General features: G+C 63.8%; 12 protein-coding genes. 10 read left to right on the plus strand and 2 right to left on the minus strand.

Annotation, left to right across the window (positions count from 1 at the left end):
• Window positions 1-251 precede the first annotated feature (251 nt).
• A complete protein-coding gene (locus ACVOKO_RS18710) occupies window positions 252-773 on the minus strand; it encodes a DUF2059 domain-containing protein (RefSeq protein ID WP_346500766.1) in 522 nt (173 codons plus the stop codon).
• Between the two features lie 302 nt (window positions 774-1,075).
• Between ACVOKO_RS18710 and ACVOKO_RS18715 the strand changes: the two genes are divergently transcribed.
• The 8 genes from ACVOKO_RS18715 to dcp all read left to right on the plus strand — a co-directional run bounded on the left by ACVOKO_RS18715 (window position 1,076) and on the right by dcp (window position 12,517).
• Window positions 1,076-2,137 carry a HEAT repeat domain-containing protein gene (locus tag ACVOKO_RS18715; protein ID WP_346500768.1) on the plus strand — a complete coding sequence of 354 codons (1,062 nt, stop codon included), beginning with the start codon at window positions 1,076-1,078 and terminating at the stop codon, window positions 2,135-2,137.
• Window positions 2,134-3,651: a glycosyltransferase family 2 protein gene (locus ACVOKO_RS18720; RefSeq protein WP_346500770.1), complete on the plus strand. Its 1,518-nt coding sequence runs from the start codon at window positions 2,134-2,136 to the stop codon at window positions 3,649-3,651. The genes ACVOKO_RS18715 and ACVOKO_RS18720 overlap by 4 nt, the downstream gene beginning before the upstream one ends.
• 17 nt (window positions 3,652-3,668) lie before the next feature.
• On the plus strand, window positions 3,669-4,946 hold the full coding sequence (locus ACVOKO_RS18725) for a YaiO family outer membrane beta-barrel protein (RefSeq protein WP_346500772.1): 1,278 nt from the start codon (window positions 3,669-3,671) through the stop codon (window positions 4,944-4,946).
• A 14-nt stretch (window positions 4,947-4,960) separates the two neighbouring features.
• Window positions 4,961-7,321: an LTA synthase family protein gene (locus ACVOKO_RS18730; RefSeq protein WP_346500774.1), complete on the plus strand. Its 2,361-nt coding sequence runs from the start codon at window positions 4,961-4,963 to the stop codon at window positions 7,319-7,321.
• Window positions 7,318-8,253: a hypothetical protein gene (locus ACVOKO_RS18735; RefSeq protein WP_346500776.1), complete on the plus strand. Its 936-nt coding sequence runs from the start codon at window positions 7,318-7,320 to the stop codon at window positions 8,251-8,253. Before ACVOKO_RS18730 ends, ACVOKO_RS18735 begins: the two co-directional genes overlap by 4 nt.
• Before the next feature lie 953 nt (window positions 8,254-9,206).
• The gene (gene arfB, locus ACVOKO_RS18740; RefSeq protein ID WP_346500778.1) at window positions 9,207-9,638 is read left to right on the plus strand and encodes an alternative ribosome rescue aminoacyl-tRNA hydrolase ArfB; all 432 of its coding nucleotides are present in this window, start codon (window positions 9,207-9,209) and stop codon (window positions 9,636-9,638) included.
• 45 nt (window positions 9,639-9,683) lie between these two features.
• The gene (locus tag ACVOKO_RS18745) at window positions 9,684-10,244 is read left to right on the plus strand and encodes a lysophospholipid acyltransferase family protein (RefSeq protein ID WP_346500786.1); all 561 of its coding nucleotides are present in this window, start codon (window positions 9,684-9,686) and stop codon (window positions 10,242-10,244) included.
• Window positions 10,245-10,357: 113 nt separating this feature from the next.
• Window positions 10,358-12,517, plus strand: a complete 2,160-nt coding sequence (dcp, locus tag ACVOKO_RS18750) for a peptidyl-dipeptidase Dcp (protein ID WP_346500780.1) — start codon at window positions 10,358-10,360, stop codon at window positions 12,515-12,517.
• Window positions 12,518-12,613: 96 nt separating this feature from the next.
• Here dcp and ACVOKO_RS18755 read toward each other — a convergent pair whose 3' ends face one another.
• Window positions 12,614-12,943, minus strand: a complete 330-nt coding sequence (locus tag ACVOKO_RS18755; protein WP_346500782.1) for a hypothetical protein — start codon at window positions 12,941-12,943, stop codon at window positions 12,614-12,616.
• 160 nt (window positions 12,944-13,103) lie between these two features.
• On the opposite strand from ACVOKO_RS18755, the gene ACVOKO_RS18760 reads away from it, so the two are divergent.
• Both ACVOKO_RS18760 and ACVOKO_RS18765 read left to right on the plus strand, forming a co-directional pair.
• A complete protein-coding gene (locus tag ACVOKO_RS18760) occupies window positions 13,104-14,168 on the plus strand; it encodes a linear amide C-N hydrolase (protein WP_430980819.1) in 1,065 nt (354 codons plus the stop codon).
• A gap of 51 nt (window positions 14,169-14,219) precedes the next feature.
• Window positions 14,220-14,990, plus strand: a complete 771-nt coding sequence (locus ACVOKO_RS18765; protein WP_346500784.1) for a porin family protein — start codon at window positions 14,220-14,222, stop codon at window positions 14,988-14,990.
• Window positions 14,991-15,131: the final 141 nt, after the last annotated feature.

The raw sequence follows: 15,131 nt of genomic DNA on the forward strand, positions 1-15,131 counted from the left end.
GGATGGGTTCGCTCGGCAAGGCCCTTGCCGAGCATGGCTCGGCACTACCTCAGCGCAGCATCAGCATTTGTAGGAGCGGCGTAAGCCGCGAAGCTGGTGGACCTTCAGATTGCGGGCATGCCGGTGATTCCAACAATGCCTGCTTCGCGGCTTACGCCGCTCCTACAGGGACCGGATGGGTTCGCTCGGCAAGGCCCATGCCGAGCATGGCTCGGCACTACAGGTGATGCTTTGCCGAGCATGGCTCGGCACTACTTGGTTTCGCTGCTGATCTTTTCCAGATCCTTCTGCAGGTCCGCCATCAGCGGCGTCATTTTCTGCTGGATGGCGATCATCAGGTTCTGCATCAGTGCCGGGGTCTTGTCGAGCAGGCTTTGGCCTGCCGGGCTCTCGTAGAACTCGGCCATCGCCAATACGTCTTCTTTTGAAAACGACTGCTTGTACAGGTCCACATACATCGGCCGCATCTGCGACCAGGCCAGCGCCTGCCGCAGGGTCTGCGATGTGCGTTGCTGGATGCGCTGCAAGCCCGCTTTCTGCTCCGGGGTCAACGGCTGCTTCTCGGCGATCTGGGCGAACTGCTGCGCCTGCATAGCCTCCATCTGCGGCAGCATCGCGTCGAGCATGCTTTGCGCGCGTGATGCTGCCAGCAGGCGATTGACGTCGGCATCGGTGGCGGGTGTGGCCCAGGCCGGGGCGATGCCGGCCAACAGCAGGCTGGCGGCGATCAACAGGGGGGCGCAACGGGAAGAGAGAGAGCGGCGGCGCTGCATGGGTCGTCCTTGCGGTTTGCGGGAATTGAGCATAACCGGGGCGGCGGCAGGCCCCGTAGGCGGTTGTTGCGGCCTGCTGGAAGGGCCCGGACGCGCCTGGGCAGTTATGTAAGTGGTTGTTTTTTATGAAATCCCAGGTCTTACGATCCTTCACTAGCATAAATGAATGGCAAAATCATTACAGAAAGTGCGAAAAAAAGAGACTGGAGTCACGTTTTTATCTATGCTTCCCGCCGATGCTGCACCCAGGGGGGAGCACGTGGATTCGCAATCCGCGTGCCCGCGACAAGTAGGAAAATGCGATGGACAGTCTGACCGAGGGACCGACAGTGCTGGTTGTAGCCAGTGGAGTAGCGATTTTCACGCTGCTGCTGGCTAGTGTTCTGTTGGCGATCATTGTGTTCCTGCGCGTACGCGCGCAACGCCGGGACCAGCGTGACGCGCGCGCCCGGCAGTATTGGACCGAGGTTCTGCAGCGCGAGCTTGCCGGTGAAACCGTGCCGGTGACGCGTCTGCGACGCGAGGAAGCCAGCGGCTTCATTGAAGCCTGGAACGCGCTGTGTGAAACCCTGCCCGAGGCGTCGGTACGACGGCTGGCCCCGCTCGGCCATCGGGTCGGGTTGGTGGAGGCGGCGCAACGCATGCTGCGTGGCAGCTACCACGACCGCGCCATGACCATCATCGCGCTGGGCCATCTGCGTGATCGGCATCTATACGACCAGCTGGTGAAGTTCCTCGACGACCGCAGTCCCATCGTCTCGCTGTGTGCGGCGCGTGCGCTGGCGCAGGTGGATCCGCCGCGTGCGATGGCGGCATTCGTGCCGATGATCGCGCAACGCGAGGATTGGGTGCCGGGCAGCGTTGCGCGGATCCTGGCCGAGAACGTGGACGGCAGCGCCGCCCACGAGATCAGCAATGCCTTGCTGCGCGCCAATGCCGATTCCACGGTCAAGCTGGTGCGTTTCCTGGCCGACATCGATCCGCAGCGTGCGGCGGTGGTGGTGCGGCAACTGCTCGACGGCCATGTGGATGACCACATCATCTCGGTGTGCCTGCAGCTGATCACCGACCCGCAGGATCGCGAACGGGTCATCGGCTTCCTCACCGCCTCGCGTTGGCATGTACGCATGCACGCTGCTGCCGCGTTGGGCCGCATCGGCGGCAATGGCGACAGCATGCGTCTGGAGGCATTGCTGTCCGACAGCGTGTGGTGGGTGCGCTATCGCACCGCGCAGGCCCTGCTGGGCCTGCCGGGAATGGGGGCGGATGCACTGCGTGAACTGCAATCTCGGCATGGCGATGCCTATGGCCGCGACATCATCGAGCACGTGTTGTCCGAGCATGCTTTGAGGAGTTCGATATGAACGGCTACTGGCAGATGCTGGTGAGTTATGTGCAGCAGATTCCGTGGCTGCGCATTGCCGATTCGATGCAATGGTTCTTCATGATCTATTTCGTCGCCATCAATCTGGCGTACCTGATCCTGAATTACATCTCGGCCTATCAGATCGTGCGCTACATGCGCGAGTACCGAGCCAACTATCTGCCGGCCGGGCTGCGCGAATACCAGCCGCCGGTAAGCATCGTGCTGCCGGCCTACAACGAGGCGACCTCGGTGGTGTCCTCGGTGCGTTCGCTGCTGAAAACCGCCTACCCCGAGTTCGAGATCGTGGTGGTCAACGATGGTTCCAGCGACGGTACCCGCGATGCCTTGATCGCCGCGTTCGGGCTGGTACGCGTGCCCGAAGCCTACCGCACCCGCCTGCAGACCGAGCCGGTGCACGGGGTCTATGCCTCGGCCAGCCATCCCCGCGTGCGCATGGTCGACAAGGCCAACGGTGGCAAGGCCGATGCGCTCAACGCCGGCATCAACTGCGTGCGCTATCCCTTGTTCTGCGTGGTCGATGCCGACAGCATCCTGCAGCCGGAAAGCCTGTCGCGGGTGGTGCGGCCGTTCCTGGAGGACAGCCGCGTCGTCGCCAGTGGTGGCGTGGTGCGCGTGCTCAATGGCTGCACCGTGCGCGATGGCATGCTCGACAAAATCGGCTTGCCGACCCGTTGGTTGCCCAGCTTCCAGCTGGTCGAATACCTGCGCGCGTTCCTGTTCGGGCGCATGGGCTGGTCGCCGATGAACGCACTGCTGATCATCTCCGGCGCCTTCGGCGTGTTCTACAAGGAACGGGTGATCGCCATAGGCGGCTACCGCACCGACACCGTCGGCGAGGACATGGATCTGGTGATCCGCCTGCACCGCAACCTGCGCGAAGAAAAGCGCGACTACCGCATCGTATTCGTACCCGATCCGGTGTGCTGGACCGAGGCGCCGACCGATCTGGCGTCGTTGCGCAACCAGCGTATGCGTTGGCAGCGCGGCCTGGCCGAAAGCCTGTGGACCAATATCGGCATGCTGTTCAACCGACGCGGTGGCGCGGCGGGTTGGGTCGCGTTCCCGTTCATGCTGTTCTTCGAGTTTCTCGGGCCGATGATCGAAGTGGTGGGCTACGTCTCGATGATCGTGCTGGCCCTGTGCGGGCTGGTACAGCTGGATGTGTTCCTGATCTTCCTCGCCGCTGCAGTTGGCATGGGTATTCTGCTGTCGGTCAACGCAATGCTGCTGGAGGAACTGTCCTTCGGTCTGTACTCGCGGCCAACGCAGCAGCTGCGGCTGTTCGTGGTCGCGATTCTGGAGAACTTCGGCTATCGCCAGTTGAACTCGGTCTGGCGCTTCTCCGGCACGCTCAGCTGGTTGTTCACGCGGCGCAAGCGGCATAACTGGGGGCGCATCAGTCGAGATGGCTCCTGGCAGCACAGTCACAAGGAAGATGTACTGCCGGCGGCAGCCTCGCCGGTGGTCAGCGAATCGAGCCTTCAACAATGATTTCCAGGAACTGTTCCATGACCCAGCACCGCCTCTCCCGCGCTTCCCGTCATGTGCTCCCGCGTTGCCTCATGTTGGCGCTGGCGGCCACGCCCTTGCTGGCGATCGCACAGGAGGCACCCGATGCCTTGACCGTGCAGCTGACGCAGATCCGCGAGCAATCCGATGCAAACAACCGTGCGGCCACCATCGCACGCTATACCGCGCTGCTGGCCGAGCATCCGGACAACGGCGACGTACTGCTGGCACGCGGCCGCACCTATGCCTGGGACGGCCAATACGCCGCTGCCGAGGCCGACCTGCAACAGGTGACGAAGAACAGCCCGACCTACGCCGATGCGTGGTCGGCGCTGGGCGACATGTACCGCTGGAGCGACCGTCCGCAGCAGGCCGCCGATGCCTATTCGCGCTGGGTGGAACTGGCGCCGCAGGATCCGGCGGCGCGCATCGCACGCGGCCGGGAGCTGCGTGCGCTTGGCCAGCTCGCCGCCGCGCGTGCCGACTTTGATACGGCGCAAACGCTTGGTGCTGATCCAAAAGAGATCGCCGAGCTGCGGCTCAGCCTGCTGCCGCGCATGGCCAACCCCGATGCAGTGGCCGCTGATGGTTACCGTTGGGGCGCAAGCGTGGGTTGGGATCACACCCGCTTCAGCGGTGACCGGCAGAGCTGGAACGACAACGACCTGACCTTGCGCCGCTATCTCCCGCGTGGCTCGTTGGGCCTGGAACTGCTGCGCGCCGATCACTTCGATACTGCCGATACCGCCTGGGCGCTGGATGGCTATGTACCGTTGTGGTCGCGGGCCTACGCAAACCTGCGTTACCAGCGTGGCCCGTCCAGTGGCGTGCTGCCGCGGCAGACCTGGCGGGTGGAAGTGTTCCAGGGCGTGGGCAATGGCTGGGAACTGTCGGCCAGCGTCGATCATCTGCGCTTCTCCGATGACACCGAGTTCTACGGCGTCGGCGTCGGCCGCTATGTCGGCAACTGGTATGGCCGCTACAAGCTGCAGCATGTGCCCGGGGTTGGCTCGGGCAGCTGGAGCCACCGTGTGCTGCTGCGCAATTACTACAAGGGCGATGCCGACGACTATCTGGAAGTCAGCGTCAGCAGCGGCCGCAGCACCGACCTGGACCGGTTCGGCAGCGTCGTGCGTGACAGCAACGCGGCCATCGGTGTGGCATGGCGGCATCAGGTCACGCCGAACTGGGGCTTCAAGCTCGGTGCCGGCTATGCCGACGACGATGGCGGTTTTGACGAGCAGCGCCTGTCTGGCTCTATCTATACGCGTTGGTAACGGAGCAGTTGACGATGACATCCACGCATGACGGCGGCGCCTGGGCGCGTTTTTCTTCGGTATTCCCGGTGTTGCTGCTGGCGCAGCTGGTGCTGGTGGCGATGGCGGTGAGCAACGGTGTTGCCGCTGCCGGCGGTGGATTGCAGGGCGGGGCGATTGCTGGCATCGCCGGCGCGCAGGCGGTGTTGATGCTGCTGCGTGCGGTGCCGCTGCTGATGCTGTTGAGCGTGCCCCTGCTGATGATCAAGCGGACGTTGCCGCGCGTGATCACGGTGGGCGTGCTGTGGTCGGTATTCCTGATCGTGCAGGTGATGCTGGACCAGTATTTCCAGGTAGCGCATGTGCCACTGGGCGCGGACCTGTTTGGTTACAGCGTGGCTGAAATCCGCACCACCCTGGCCGATGGCGCACCGCTGGGCCTGCGCGGCGTGCTGGCGATGGCCCTGCCATTGCTGGTGCTGTGGTTGGGCCTGCTATGGGTGGCGCGGCGCGAGCTGAAAGGTTCGCCGGTATGGAGCACGGTATTGCTGGTCGCCGCTGGCATCGCCTGGATCCTGCCGCTGCCCACCGGTGCGGTGGCCTTGAAGGATATCGCCTCGCGTGACCTGGCCTGCAACAAGCTGGCCTGGTTCAGTGGTGATGTGTGGCGTTGGTTCAAGGGCGAGGCCGATGTGGCGGCTGCGCCCAGCGCGATGGCCAGCAATGAGCCCGCGCTGGATCCGGATTTCCCGTTCCTGCGGCAGGAACAGACGCCCGATACCTTGGGCGCGTACTTCTCGCCCACCAGCGATGGCCGCCCGCCGAACGTGGTGCTGATCGTGGTGGAAGGCTTGGGCCGCTCGTTCTCCGGCCCGCAGGCGCCGCTGGGCAGCTTCACTCCGTTCCTTGATGAGCTGGCCACGCGCAGCCTGTATTTCGACAACTTCCTGGCCAACCAGGGCCGCACCTTTGGCGTACTGCCGACCCTGATCGGCTCGGCGCCGTTTGCCGAGGAGGGCTTCACCGCGCTGGGCGAGCGCATGCCGCCGCATCCGGGTTTGTTCAGCGTGCTGCGCCAGCAGGGCTACAACACCGCCTTCTACAACGGCACCGATACCAACTTCGATGACGAGCGTGGCTACATGCAGGGCCAGCAGGTGCAGACGCTGGTGGACATGAACAACTTCGGCGAGGGATACCAGCGCAATCCGTTCAGCGCCTGGGGCTACCCGGACAAGGAACTGGTCTCGCGCGTGCTGGCCGACAACAACACGCTGCAGTCGCCGTTCCTGATGGCGATGCAGACCATCTCGATGCATACCAGCTACGAGTTCCCCGACCAGGATGTTTATCGCAAGCAGTTCGAACAGCGCCTGCAGCAACTGCAGGTGCCCGAAGCGCAGCGCGCCGGCTACCGCGCCAGCACCGACATCTACAGCACCATCATGTACACCGATGAGCAGCTGCGCCGCTATTTCACCTCGGTGGAAAAGACGCCCTGGTATGCCAATACCATTTTCGTGGTGACCGGCGACCACCGCCTGCCGGAGATCCCGATGGGCGAGCATGTGGACCGCTATCACGTGCCGCTTATCGTGTTCTCGCCGCTGCTCAAGCGGCCCAAGCGCATCCGCGCGGTGTCCTCGCAGTTGGACGTGACGCCGTCGCTGATGGCGCTGCTGTCCAACACCTACGGCCTCAAGCGTCCTGCGCAGACGGCGTGGCTGGGCACCGGCCTGGATATGGCCGAAACCTTCCGCAACACCCATCAGCTGCCGCTGAAGCAGACCAAGACCAGTGCGCCGGAATACCTGGCCGAACGCTGGTGGCTGCATGACGGCAAGTTGTACGAGTTGCAGGACGGCATGCACCTGGCCGAAACCGACGACGCCAGCGTGCGTGCCTGGGCGATGCAGCGCCTGCAGCGCTATACCCAGGCCAATGCGATCTTCATGAAGAAGAATGCACTGACGCCGGAAGGGCTGACCCCGAAACTGGTGGCCTATAGCGCACCGGCCGCAGCGGCGGCAGCGACCACCGCGCCGGTCGCGCACGGCTTGTCGCTGACGTCGGCCGAGCTGGCCGCTGTTGCCGATGGTGTGCAACTGACGGCGGTTTTCAGCAGCGGTGATCCCAAGCCCAGCCGGATGTTCGTGCCGCTGGCGGTGATGTCCAGCGAGGACGGCCGCGAGCTGCAGGAAGTCTATGGGCAGGCAATGCAGCTGCCGCCCGGTGGCAGCCAGCAGGTACAGCTGAAGCTGCGCCTGCCGCAGGATTGCGGCGGTCACTGCTATGTATCGGTGTTCCCCTCCGATCCGGACACGGGCAAGGCCATCGGCCAGGGCCGCTACCATCTGCAGGTAGATGCCGCCGCTACCGTGGAGAGTTCGCCATGACCCGAGGTTTCCATCTTGGCCTGTTGGCGGCGTTGTGCCTGTTGCCGGTGGCGCATGCAGCCGCTGCCAGTCGCGCTATCTGGACCTGGGAAGCCGAGTCCTACGCGATGATCGAAGACCCGGCGGTTGCCGACGAGGCGGTAACGTACCTGAAGTCGCAGCGCATCGACACCGTCTACCTGTACGCCGACGCGTACAAGGAGCGCAACCTCATCGTCGAGCAGCCGCAGTTGTACCGCGCCTTCATCGAGCGCCTGCATGGCAAGGGGATGAAGGTGTACGCGCTGCTGGGCTCCTGGTACCTGAGCACGCAGAACTACGTGCTGCCGGAATACCGCAAGGAGGCCGAAGCGATGTTCCGGCGGGTGGTGGAGTACAACGCATCGGTGCCGGCAGTGGCGCGCTTTGATGGCGCCAACCTGGACATCGAGCCGCATATTCTCGACCAATGGGAAGACGATACCCGCGAAGACCTGCTGATCGGCTTCCTGGACATGAGCGCGGCGGTGATGCGCATCAAGCAGGAAAGTGGTGCCACCTTGACGGTGGGCCCGGCAATTCCATTCTGGCTGGACGGCATCGAAGTGGAATGGAACGGCCGCAACCGGCCGGTCAGCGAGCACACCATCAACATCTACGATTACGTGGCGTTGATGGATTACCGCGACAAGGCCGAGGGCCGCGACAGCATCCTCTCGCACGCTGCCAGTGAGATCGCCTACGCCAATGAAGTTGGCAAGAAGGTGGTGATCGGCCTGGAAGTTTCGTCCAATGACATCAACAAGGTCACCTTCGATGAGGAAGGGCCGAAGGTGTTCGAGCAGGAAGTACGCAAGGTGGAACGCGCACTGCGCAACGAGCCCTCGTTTGATGGCTTTGCGATCCACCACTACCGCGCCTACCGGCGTTGGGCAGGGCGCTACTGGGAGTGAATCAAGCCCCCTCCCTTTTGCGCAGCAAAGGGGAGGGCTGGGGAGGGGTGCTTCTGCTTGAGCCCCCTCCCTTTTGCGCAGCAAAGGGGAGGGCTGGAGAGGGGTGCTCTTGCTTGAGCCCCCTCCCTTTTGCGTAGCAAAGGGGAGGGTTGGGGAGGGGTGCTTCTAAAGCTCCAGCCGCTCGACAAAACCCAGCCCGCAAGACCCTGCAGTTGCAGCCAGCGCAGGCACTCGAAGTGAGCCGCGAAAGGCACCCCTCCCCAACCCTCCCCTGCGCTATGCGCAAGGGAGGGGGTGATTGGCTGCAAGCCGCAGGGTCCGCAGCGGCGCCCGCTTTGCCCCCTCCCTTTTGCGTAGCAAAGGGGAGGGTTGGGGAGGGGTGCTTCTAAAGCTCCAGCCGCTCGGCAGAACCCAGCCCGCAAGACCCTGCAGTTGCAGTCAGCGCAGACACTCGAAGTGAGACGCGAAAGGCACCCCTCCCCAACCCTCCCCTGCGCCATGCGCAAGGGAGGGGGTGAATGGCTGCAAGCCGCAGGGTCCGCCGCGGCACCCGCTTTGCCCCCTCCCTTTTGCGTAGCAAAGGGGAGGGTTGGGGAGGGGTGCTTCTAAAGCTCCAGCCGCTCGGCAGAATCCAGCTCGCAAGACCCTGCAGTTGCAGCCAGCGCAGGCACTCGAAGTGAGCCGCGAAAGGCACCCCTCCCCAACCCTCCCCTGCGCCATGCGCAAGGGAGGGGGTGATTGGCTGCAAGTCGCAGGGTCCGCTGCGGCACCCGCTTTGCCCCCTCCCTTTTGCGTAGCAAAGGGGAGGGTTGGGGAGGGGTGTTTCTGCTTGAGCCCCCTCCCTTTTGCGCAGCAAAGGGGAGGGCTGGGGAGGGGTGCTTTCGCTTGAGCCCCTTCCCTGCGCTACGCCCCAAGGAGAGGGCTAAAACTGCCGCAGCCCGTACAATGCGCCGATGGCTACGGAGCAGATTGAAATCTCGGAACGATTGGCGATACCGGAAACGGAGATCGTCGAACGCTTCGTGCGTGCGTCCGGCGCCGGTGGGCAGAACGTCAACAAGGTCTCCACCGCGGTGGAACTGCGTTTTGACATCGCCAACTCGCCGTCGCTGCCCGAGCCGCTGCGCGAGCGTCTGCTCGCCCGCCGCGACCGCCGGGTAACCAGCGAAGGCGTGCTGGTGATCGATGCGCAACGCTTCCGCACCCAGGACCGCAACCGCCAGGATGCGCGTGAGCGGCTGGCCAGCTTCATCCAGGCCAGCCTCAGCGTGCCCAAGCCGCGGGTCGCGACCAAGCCTTCCTACGGCTCCAAGCTGCGCCGTCTGGATCAGAAAAAAGAACGCGCGCAGGTCAAGCGCGGCCGTTCAACACGTAATTGGGAGTAATGCTTGAGCAACACGCCGCCGACCGTTCCGGTCCTTCCCGCCGCCATGCCGCAGCGCAAGAACGCCGCCTTCAGCCGTTGGTTGGGGCGCAGCGTCCTGCGCCTGGGCGGCTGGCATATCCGTGGGCCGATCCCGGACCTGGCCAAGGCGGTGGTGATTGCCGCGCCGCATTCGTCCAACTGGGACGGCCTGTGGGGCTTGGCGGCGAAGATGGCGCTGGGCTTGGAAGCGCGCATCCTCGGCAAGGACAAGCTGTTCTGGTGGCCGCTGAGCGTGCTGCTGCGCCGGCTCGGCGTGGTGCCGCTGGACCGCAGTTCGCCGCAGGGCACGGTGGGCCAGGCGGTGGCGATGATCCGCGACAGCGAGCAGGTCTGGTATGCGCTGGCGCCGGAAGGTACTCGCAAGCAGGTGACTGAATGGAAGGGCGGTTTCCTGAAGATCGCGCGCATGGCCGATGTGCCCATCATCCCGGCCTATTTCCACTACCCGGAACGGGTGCTTGGCTTTGGCCCACCCTTCCATACCACCGGTGATGATGTGGCCGACATGGCCGCCATCCGCCAGTGGTACCGGCAATGGCAAGGCAAGAACCACAGCTCCAGCTGAGCGCCCAGCCGACATATCCGGCGCCGGCCGGCGCCACCATCGGCACATGTCGCCGGGCCTGGATCGGAGTAGGGTGAAAGGCTGTTCGAAGCCCGTTCCCAAGGAGCCGTTTCATGTCGCGTACCGTTGTTCTGGCCGCCGCCATCAGCCTTGCGCTGGCCGCCTGTTCTGGCAAGGAGTCCACTGCCCCCGTGACCGCCAATGCACCCGCGCCGGCCGCCAACCCGGCCGATGCCTCCACCAATCCGTTCATGACTGTCAGCTCGCTGCCGTTCCAGGCGCCGGCCTTCGACAAGATCAAGGACAGCGATTACCTGCCGGCCTTCGAAGAAGGCATGCGCCAGCAGCTGGCGGAGATCAAGCAGATCACCGACAACACCCAGCCGGCCACCTTCGACAACACCTTGCTGCCGATGGAAAAATCCGGCGCCATCCTGGACCGCGTCAGCCGCGTGTTCTTCAGCGTGGTGCAGGCCGATACCAACCCGGAGCGGCAGAAGATCCAGGAAGACGTGGTGCCCAAGCTGGCCGCGCACAGCGATGCCATCCGTTTGGATGCCAAGTTGTTCGAGCGCATCAAGAGCATCTATGACGCACGTGCCGAAGCTGGTCTGGACCCCGAGCAGCTGCGCGTGGTCGAAGAAACCTACAAGGGCTTTGTCAAGGCCGGTGCCCAGCTCAGCGATACCGACAAGGAAACGCTGAAGCAGTACAACGCCGAGGAAGCCACCCTCGCCAACGATTTCCACAACAAGCTGGTTGCGGCCACTGCCGCCGGTGCGGTCACCATCGACGACAAGGCGCAGCTCGCTGGCCTGTCCGATGGCGATATCGCCGCCGCTGAAGATGCCGCCAAGGGTCGCAAGCTGGATGGCAAGTGGGTGCTGAGCCTGCAGAACACCACCCAGCAGCCGGTGCTCGGCTCGCTGCAGGACCGCGACGTGCGCGCCAAGGTGCTGCAGGCCTCGGAAACCCGCACCGAGCACGGCGATGCCAACGACACCCGCAAGATCATCCAGCGTCTGGCCCAGCTGCGCGCGGCCAAGGCCAAGCTGCTCGGCTTCCCCAACTTCGCCGCCTACAACCTGACCGACCAGATGGCGCAGACGCCGGAGCATGCGCTCAAGCTGCTGACCGATACCGTGCCGGCGGCCACCGCCAAGGCGCGTGGTGAGCTGGCTGAAATCCAGAAGGTGATTGACGCGCAGAAGGGCGGCTTCAAGGCCACCGCGTCGGATTGGGATTTCTATGCCGAGCAGGTACGCAAGGCCAAGTACGACCTGGACGAGTCGCAGATCAAGCCCTACTTCGAGCTGGACAACGTGCTGCAGAACGGCGTTTTCTTCGCCGCCAACCAGCTCTACGGCCTGACTTTCAAGGAGCGCACCGACCTGCCGGTCTATCACCCGGACGTGCGCGTGTTTGAAGTCACCGATGCCAACGGCCAGCCGCTGGCGCTGTTCTACGCCGATTTCTACAAGCGCGACAGCAAGTCCGGCGGCGCCTGGATGGACGTGTTTGTCGAACAGGACGGCCTGACCGGCACCAAGCCGGTGGTCTACAACGTCAGCAACTTCACCAAGCCTGCCGCCGGCCAGCCCGCGCTGCTGAGCTGGGACGACGTGACCACGATGTTCCACGAGTTCGGCCACGCCCTGCACGGCATGTTCTCCAACACCAAGTACCCCAGCGTGGCCGGCACCGGCGTGCCGCGTGACTTCGTCGAGTTCCCGTCGCAGTTCAACGAGCACTGGGCCTCGGACCCGAAGGTATTCGCCAACTACGCCAAGCACTACCAGACCAAGGCAGCGATGCCGCAGGAGCTGGTGGACAAGATCGCCAAGGCCAAGACCTTCAACCAGGGCTATATGACCACCGAGTATCTGTCGGCGGCGCTGCTGGACCTGGCCTGGCATACGCAGGGTGCTGACGCCCCGCTGCAGGACGTGGACAAGTTCGAAGCCGATGCGCTGAAGCGCTACAAGGTGGATCTGGCGCAGGTGCCGCCGCGTTACCGCAGCAGCTACTTCGATCACATCTGGGGCGGCGGTTATTCGGCCGGTTATTACGCCTATTTCTGGGCGGAAATGATCGACCACGACGCGTTCGAATGGTTCAAGGAGAACGGCGGCCTTACCCGTGAAAACGGCCAGGTGTTCCGCGACAAGATCCTGTCGATCGGCAATACCCGCGACCTGGCAACGGCCTACCGTGATTTCCGAGGCAAGGACCCGAGCGTCGAGCCGCTGCTGCACAACCGAGGCCTGAAATAAGCGCGGCTAGCGTGAACGTGTGAAACGACGAACGGCAGGGGAAACCCTGCCGTTCGTGCATCTGCGTGTTGTGGGGCGGGTTGGCGCCCGCTGGAGTTACTCGCAACGCACCTTGGTGATGACGTTGTTGGCGTCCACGAACACGCGCAGGCGATCCTGGCGGATATCGCGCGACACGATCGTGTTCGGGCCGATGGGGTTGAGCAGGCCAGCGCCGCTTTCCTTCTTCAGGCGGCGCACGGTGGGTTCGTCATTGACCGTGCCTAGCGCCCATTGCAGGCCTGCATCGCTGCAACGGCCAAAATCGGGATCGGTATTGGCAACCGGCGGCGCGCTCACGCAAGCGCTCAAGGCAGTGGTCAACAAAGCGCCGACCAGCAACGGGCGCAGCGCGGCAACGGTGTGATGCAGTGTGATCTGAGGCATGGGCAGTTCCTCCGTTCGAATATGCGCTGAGCATAGCAGTGGCTTGTCGCCGGATTGCTGTTTTTCAGGACTGCCAAGCCGGTCGCCGCCCGTCAATGAATGGCTGTTAGGATCAATCCGATTGCAGTACTGACCTGGTCCAGCCAAGGGAGCCCGCTCCATGAAATCAGCCAAGCGATCCATCATTGCCGCCTGTGCCACCGTGCTGTTCGGTATGGCCGGCATGCAGCAGCAAGCCGACGCCTGCACCCGCTTTGTTTACCACGGCGCCGGCAATGAAATCTTCACCGGCCGCTCGATGGACTACAAGATCGACACCGGCACCCACCTGTGGATGTTCCCGCGCGGCATGCAGCGTACCGGCGAAACCGGTCCGGACACGCTGAAGTGGACCTCGCGCTACGGCAGCGTCATTGCCAGCGCCTATGACATCGCCACCACCGACGGCATGAACGAGGCCGGCCTGGTCGCCAACCTGCTATGGCTGGCCGAATCCGAATACCCCGAGCGCAACAGCGGCAAGCCCGGCCTGAGCATCTCGGCGTGGACGCAGTACATGCTCGACAACTTCGCCACCGTTGAAGAAGCGGTAAAGGTGTTGAGCGCCGAGCCCTTCACCCTGGTCAGCGATGCAGCGCCCGGCGAGCAGCGCCTGGCCACGCTGCATCTGTCGCTGTCCGATGCCAGTGGCGACAGCGCCATCATCGAATACATCAAGGGCAAGCAGGTCATTCACCACAGCCGCGAGTACAAGGTGATGACCAACTCGCCGATCTTTGAGCAGCAGCTGGCGCTGGAGAGCTATTGGCGCGAGATCGGTGGCACGGTGATGCTGCCGGGCACCAACCGCGCGGCGGATCGTTTCGCACGTGCTGCGTTCTACATCGACGCGATCCCAAAATCGGCCGACCCGGTGGAGTCCACGGCCAGCGTGTTCGGCGTTATCCGCAACGTGTCGGTGCCGTATGGCATCACCACCCCGGACCAACCCAACATCTCGTCCACCCGCTGGCGCACAGTGTCCGACCAGTCGCGCATGCGTTACTACTTCGAGTCGGCGCTGGCCACCAATGTGTTCTGGGTGGACCTGAAAAAGATCGACTTCAGCGAGAACGGCGGCAAGGTGAAGCGGCTGGATCTTGGTCCACAGCAGCGCACCATTTACTCCGGTGAAGCCAACGCCCAGTTCAAGGACGCCAAACCGTTCCGTTTCCTCGGCGTGTAACGCGCACCCTGTGTGCCCGGGCAAGCCGGGCACGCGACATCCGGAGCTTCAATGAAAACCCGATTCAACCTCAAGCGGGCGTGCTTGCCGCTGCTGTTGCTTGCGATGGGCGGCGTTCCGCTTGCGCATGCGCAGGGCAACAGCAATGACGACAGCTGGCGTTTCCAGGCCACGCCCTACGTGTGGATGAGCGGCATGGAAGGCCAGGTAAGGCCGTTCCGTGCTGCACCGATGGCTGATGTGGATAAATCCTTTTCCGAGTTGATGGACAGCTTGGACGCGGCCGCCTTCATCACCGGCACCGCGCGCCGTGGCGACTTCGTACTGCAGGCCGATTTCACCCATGCATCGACGTCGGATTCGACACCGCTGCCGATGGGCCTGGCAGCGAAGGTGAAAGTGCGCCAGACCTCGGTGACCGCAACGGCGGGTTACGCGTGGATGGCCACCGAGCGCACCGGCATAGATCTGTTGGCCGGTATCCGCTATTGGGACATCAGCGCCGCGGTGAACGTACCGGGGCTGGTATCGGCGCGTTCGGATTCCTCGTTCGTCGACCCGATTGCCGGCGTGCGCTGGCGGCAGGCGCTGACGCCGCGCTGGAGCAGCATTGCCTACGTAGACGTAGGTGGCTTTGGTGTGGGCTCGGATTCCACCTGGCAGCTGTTGGCGTTGGCCAACTACCAGGCCACCGACCAGCTGTTCGTCTCGATGGGCTACCGCCACCAGAGCCTGGATTACCGCGACAACGGCAAGCGCCTGGACGTATCCCTGTCCGGCCCGATGCTGGGCGTGACGTACCAGTTCGGCGCAGGGCGATAAGGCCGAAGCCTGAAGCCCCTCTCCCTGCGGGAGAGGGGTTGGGGAGAGGGTAGGGGGCGAAGACCTCCGCAATCATCTACGCAGGTGCTCCGCACCAACCCTCATCCGCCCTTCGGGCACCTTCTCCCGAAGGGAGAAGGA

The sequence above is a fragment of the Stenotrophomonas sp. STEN240 genome (assembly GCF_056756175.1).

Bases quoted from the DNA above. Each gene is read 5' to 3' on its own strand.
- ACVOKO_RS18710 (WP_346500766.1), bottom strand. From the start codon at position 773: ATGCAGCGCCGCCGCTCTCTCTCTTCCCGTTGCGCCCCCCTGTTGATC.
- ACVOKO_RS18715 (WP_346500768.1), top strand. From the start codon at position 1,076: ATGGACAGTCTGACCGAGGGACCGACAGTGCTGGTTGTAGCCAGTGGA.
- ACVOKO_RS18720 (WP_346500770.1), top strand. From the start codon at position 2,134: ATGAACGGCTACTGGCAGATGCTGGTGAGTTATGTGCAGCAGATTCCG.
- ACVOKO_RS18725 (WP_346500772.1), top strand. From the start codon at position 3,669: ATGACCCAGCACCGCCTCTCCCGCGCTTCCCGTCATGTGCTCCCGCGT.
- ACVOKO_RS18730 (WP_346500774.1), top strand. From the start codon at position 4,961: ATGACATCCACGCATGACGGCGGCGCCTGGGCGCGTTTTTCTTCGGTA.
- ACVOKO_RS18735 (WP_346500776.1), top strand. From the start codon at position 7,318: ATGACCCGAGGTTTCCATCTTGGCCTGTTGGCGGCGTTGTGCCTGTTG.
- arfB (WP_346500778.1), top strand. From the start codon at position 9,207: ATGGCTACGGAGCAGATTGAAATCTCGGAACGATTGGCGATACCGGAA.
- ACVOKO_RS18745 (WP_346500786.1), top strand. From the start codon at position 9,684: ATGCCGCAGCGCAAGAACGCCGCCTTCAGCCGTTGGTTGGGGCGCAGC.
- dcp (WP_346500780.1), top strand. From the start codon at position 10,358: ATGTCGCGTACCGTTGTTCTGGCCGCCGCCATCAGCCTTGCGCTGGCC.
- ACVOKO_RS18755 (WP_346500782.1), bottom strand. From the start codon at position 12,943: ATGCCTCAGATCACACTGCATCACACCGTTGCCGCGCTGCGCCCGTTG.
- ACVOKO_RS18760 (WP_430980819.1), top strand. From the start codon at position 13,104: ATGAAATCAGCCAAGCGATCCATCATTGCCGCCTGTGCCACCGTGCTG.
- ACVOKO_RS18765 (WP_346500784.1), top strand. From the start codon at position 14,220: ATGAAAACCCGATTCAACCTCAAGCGGGCGTGCTTGCCGCTGCTGTTG.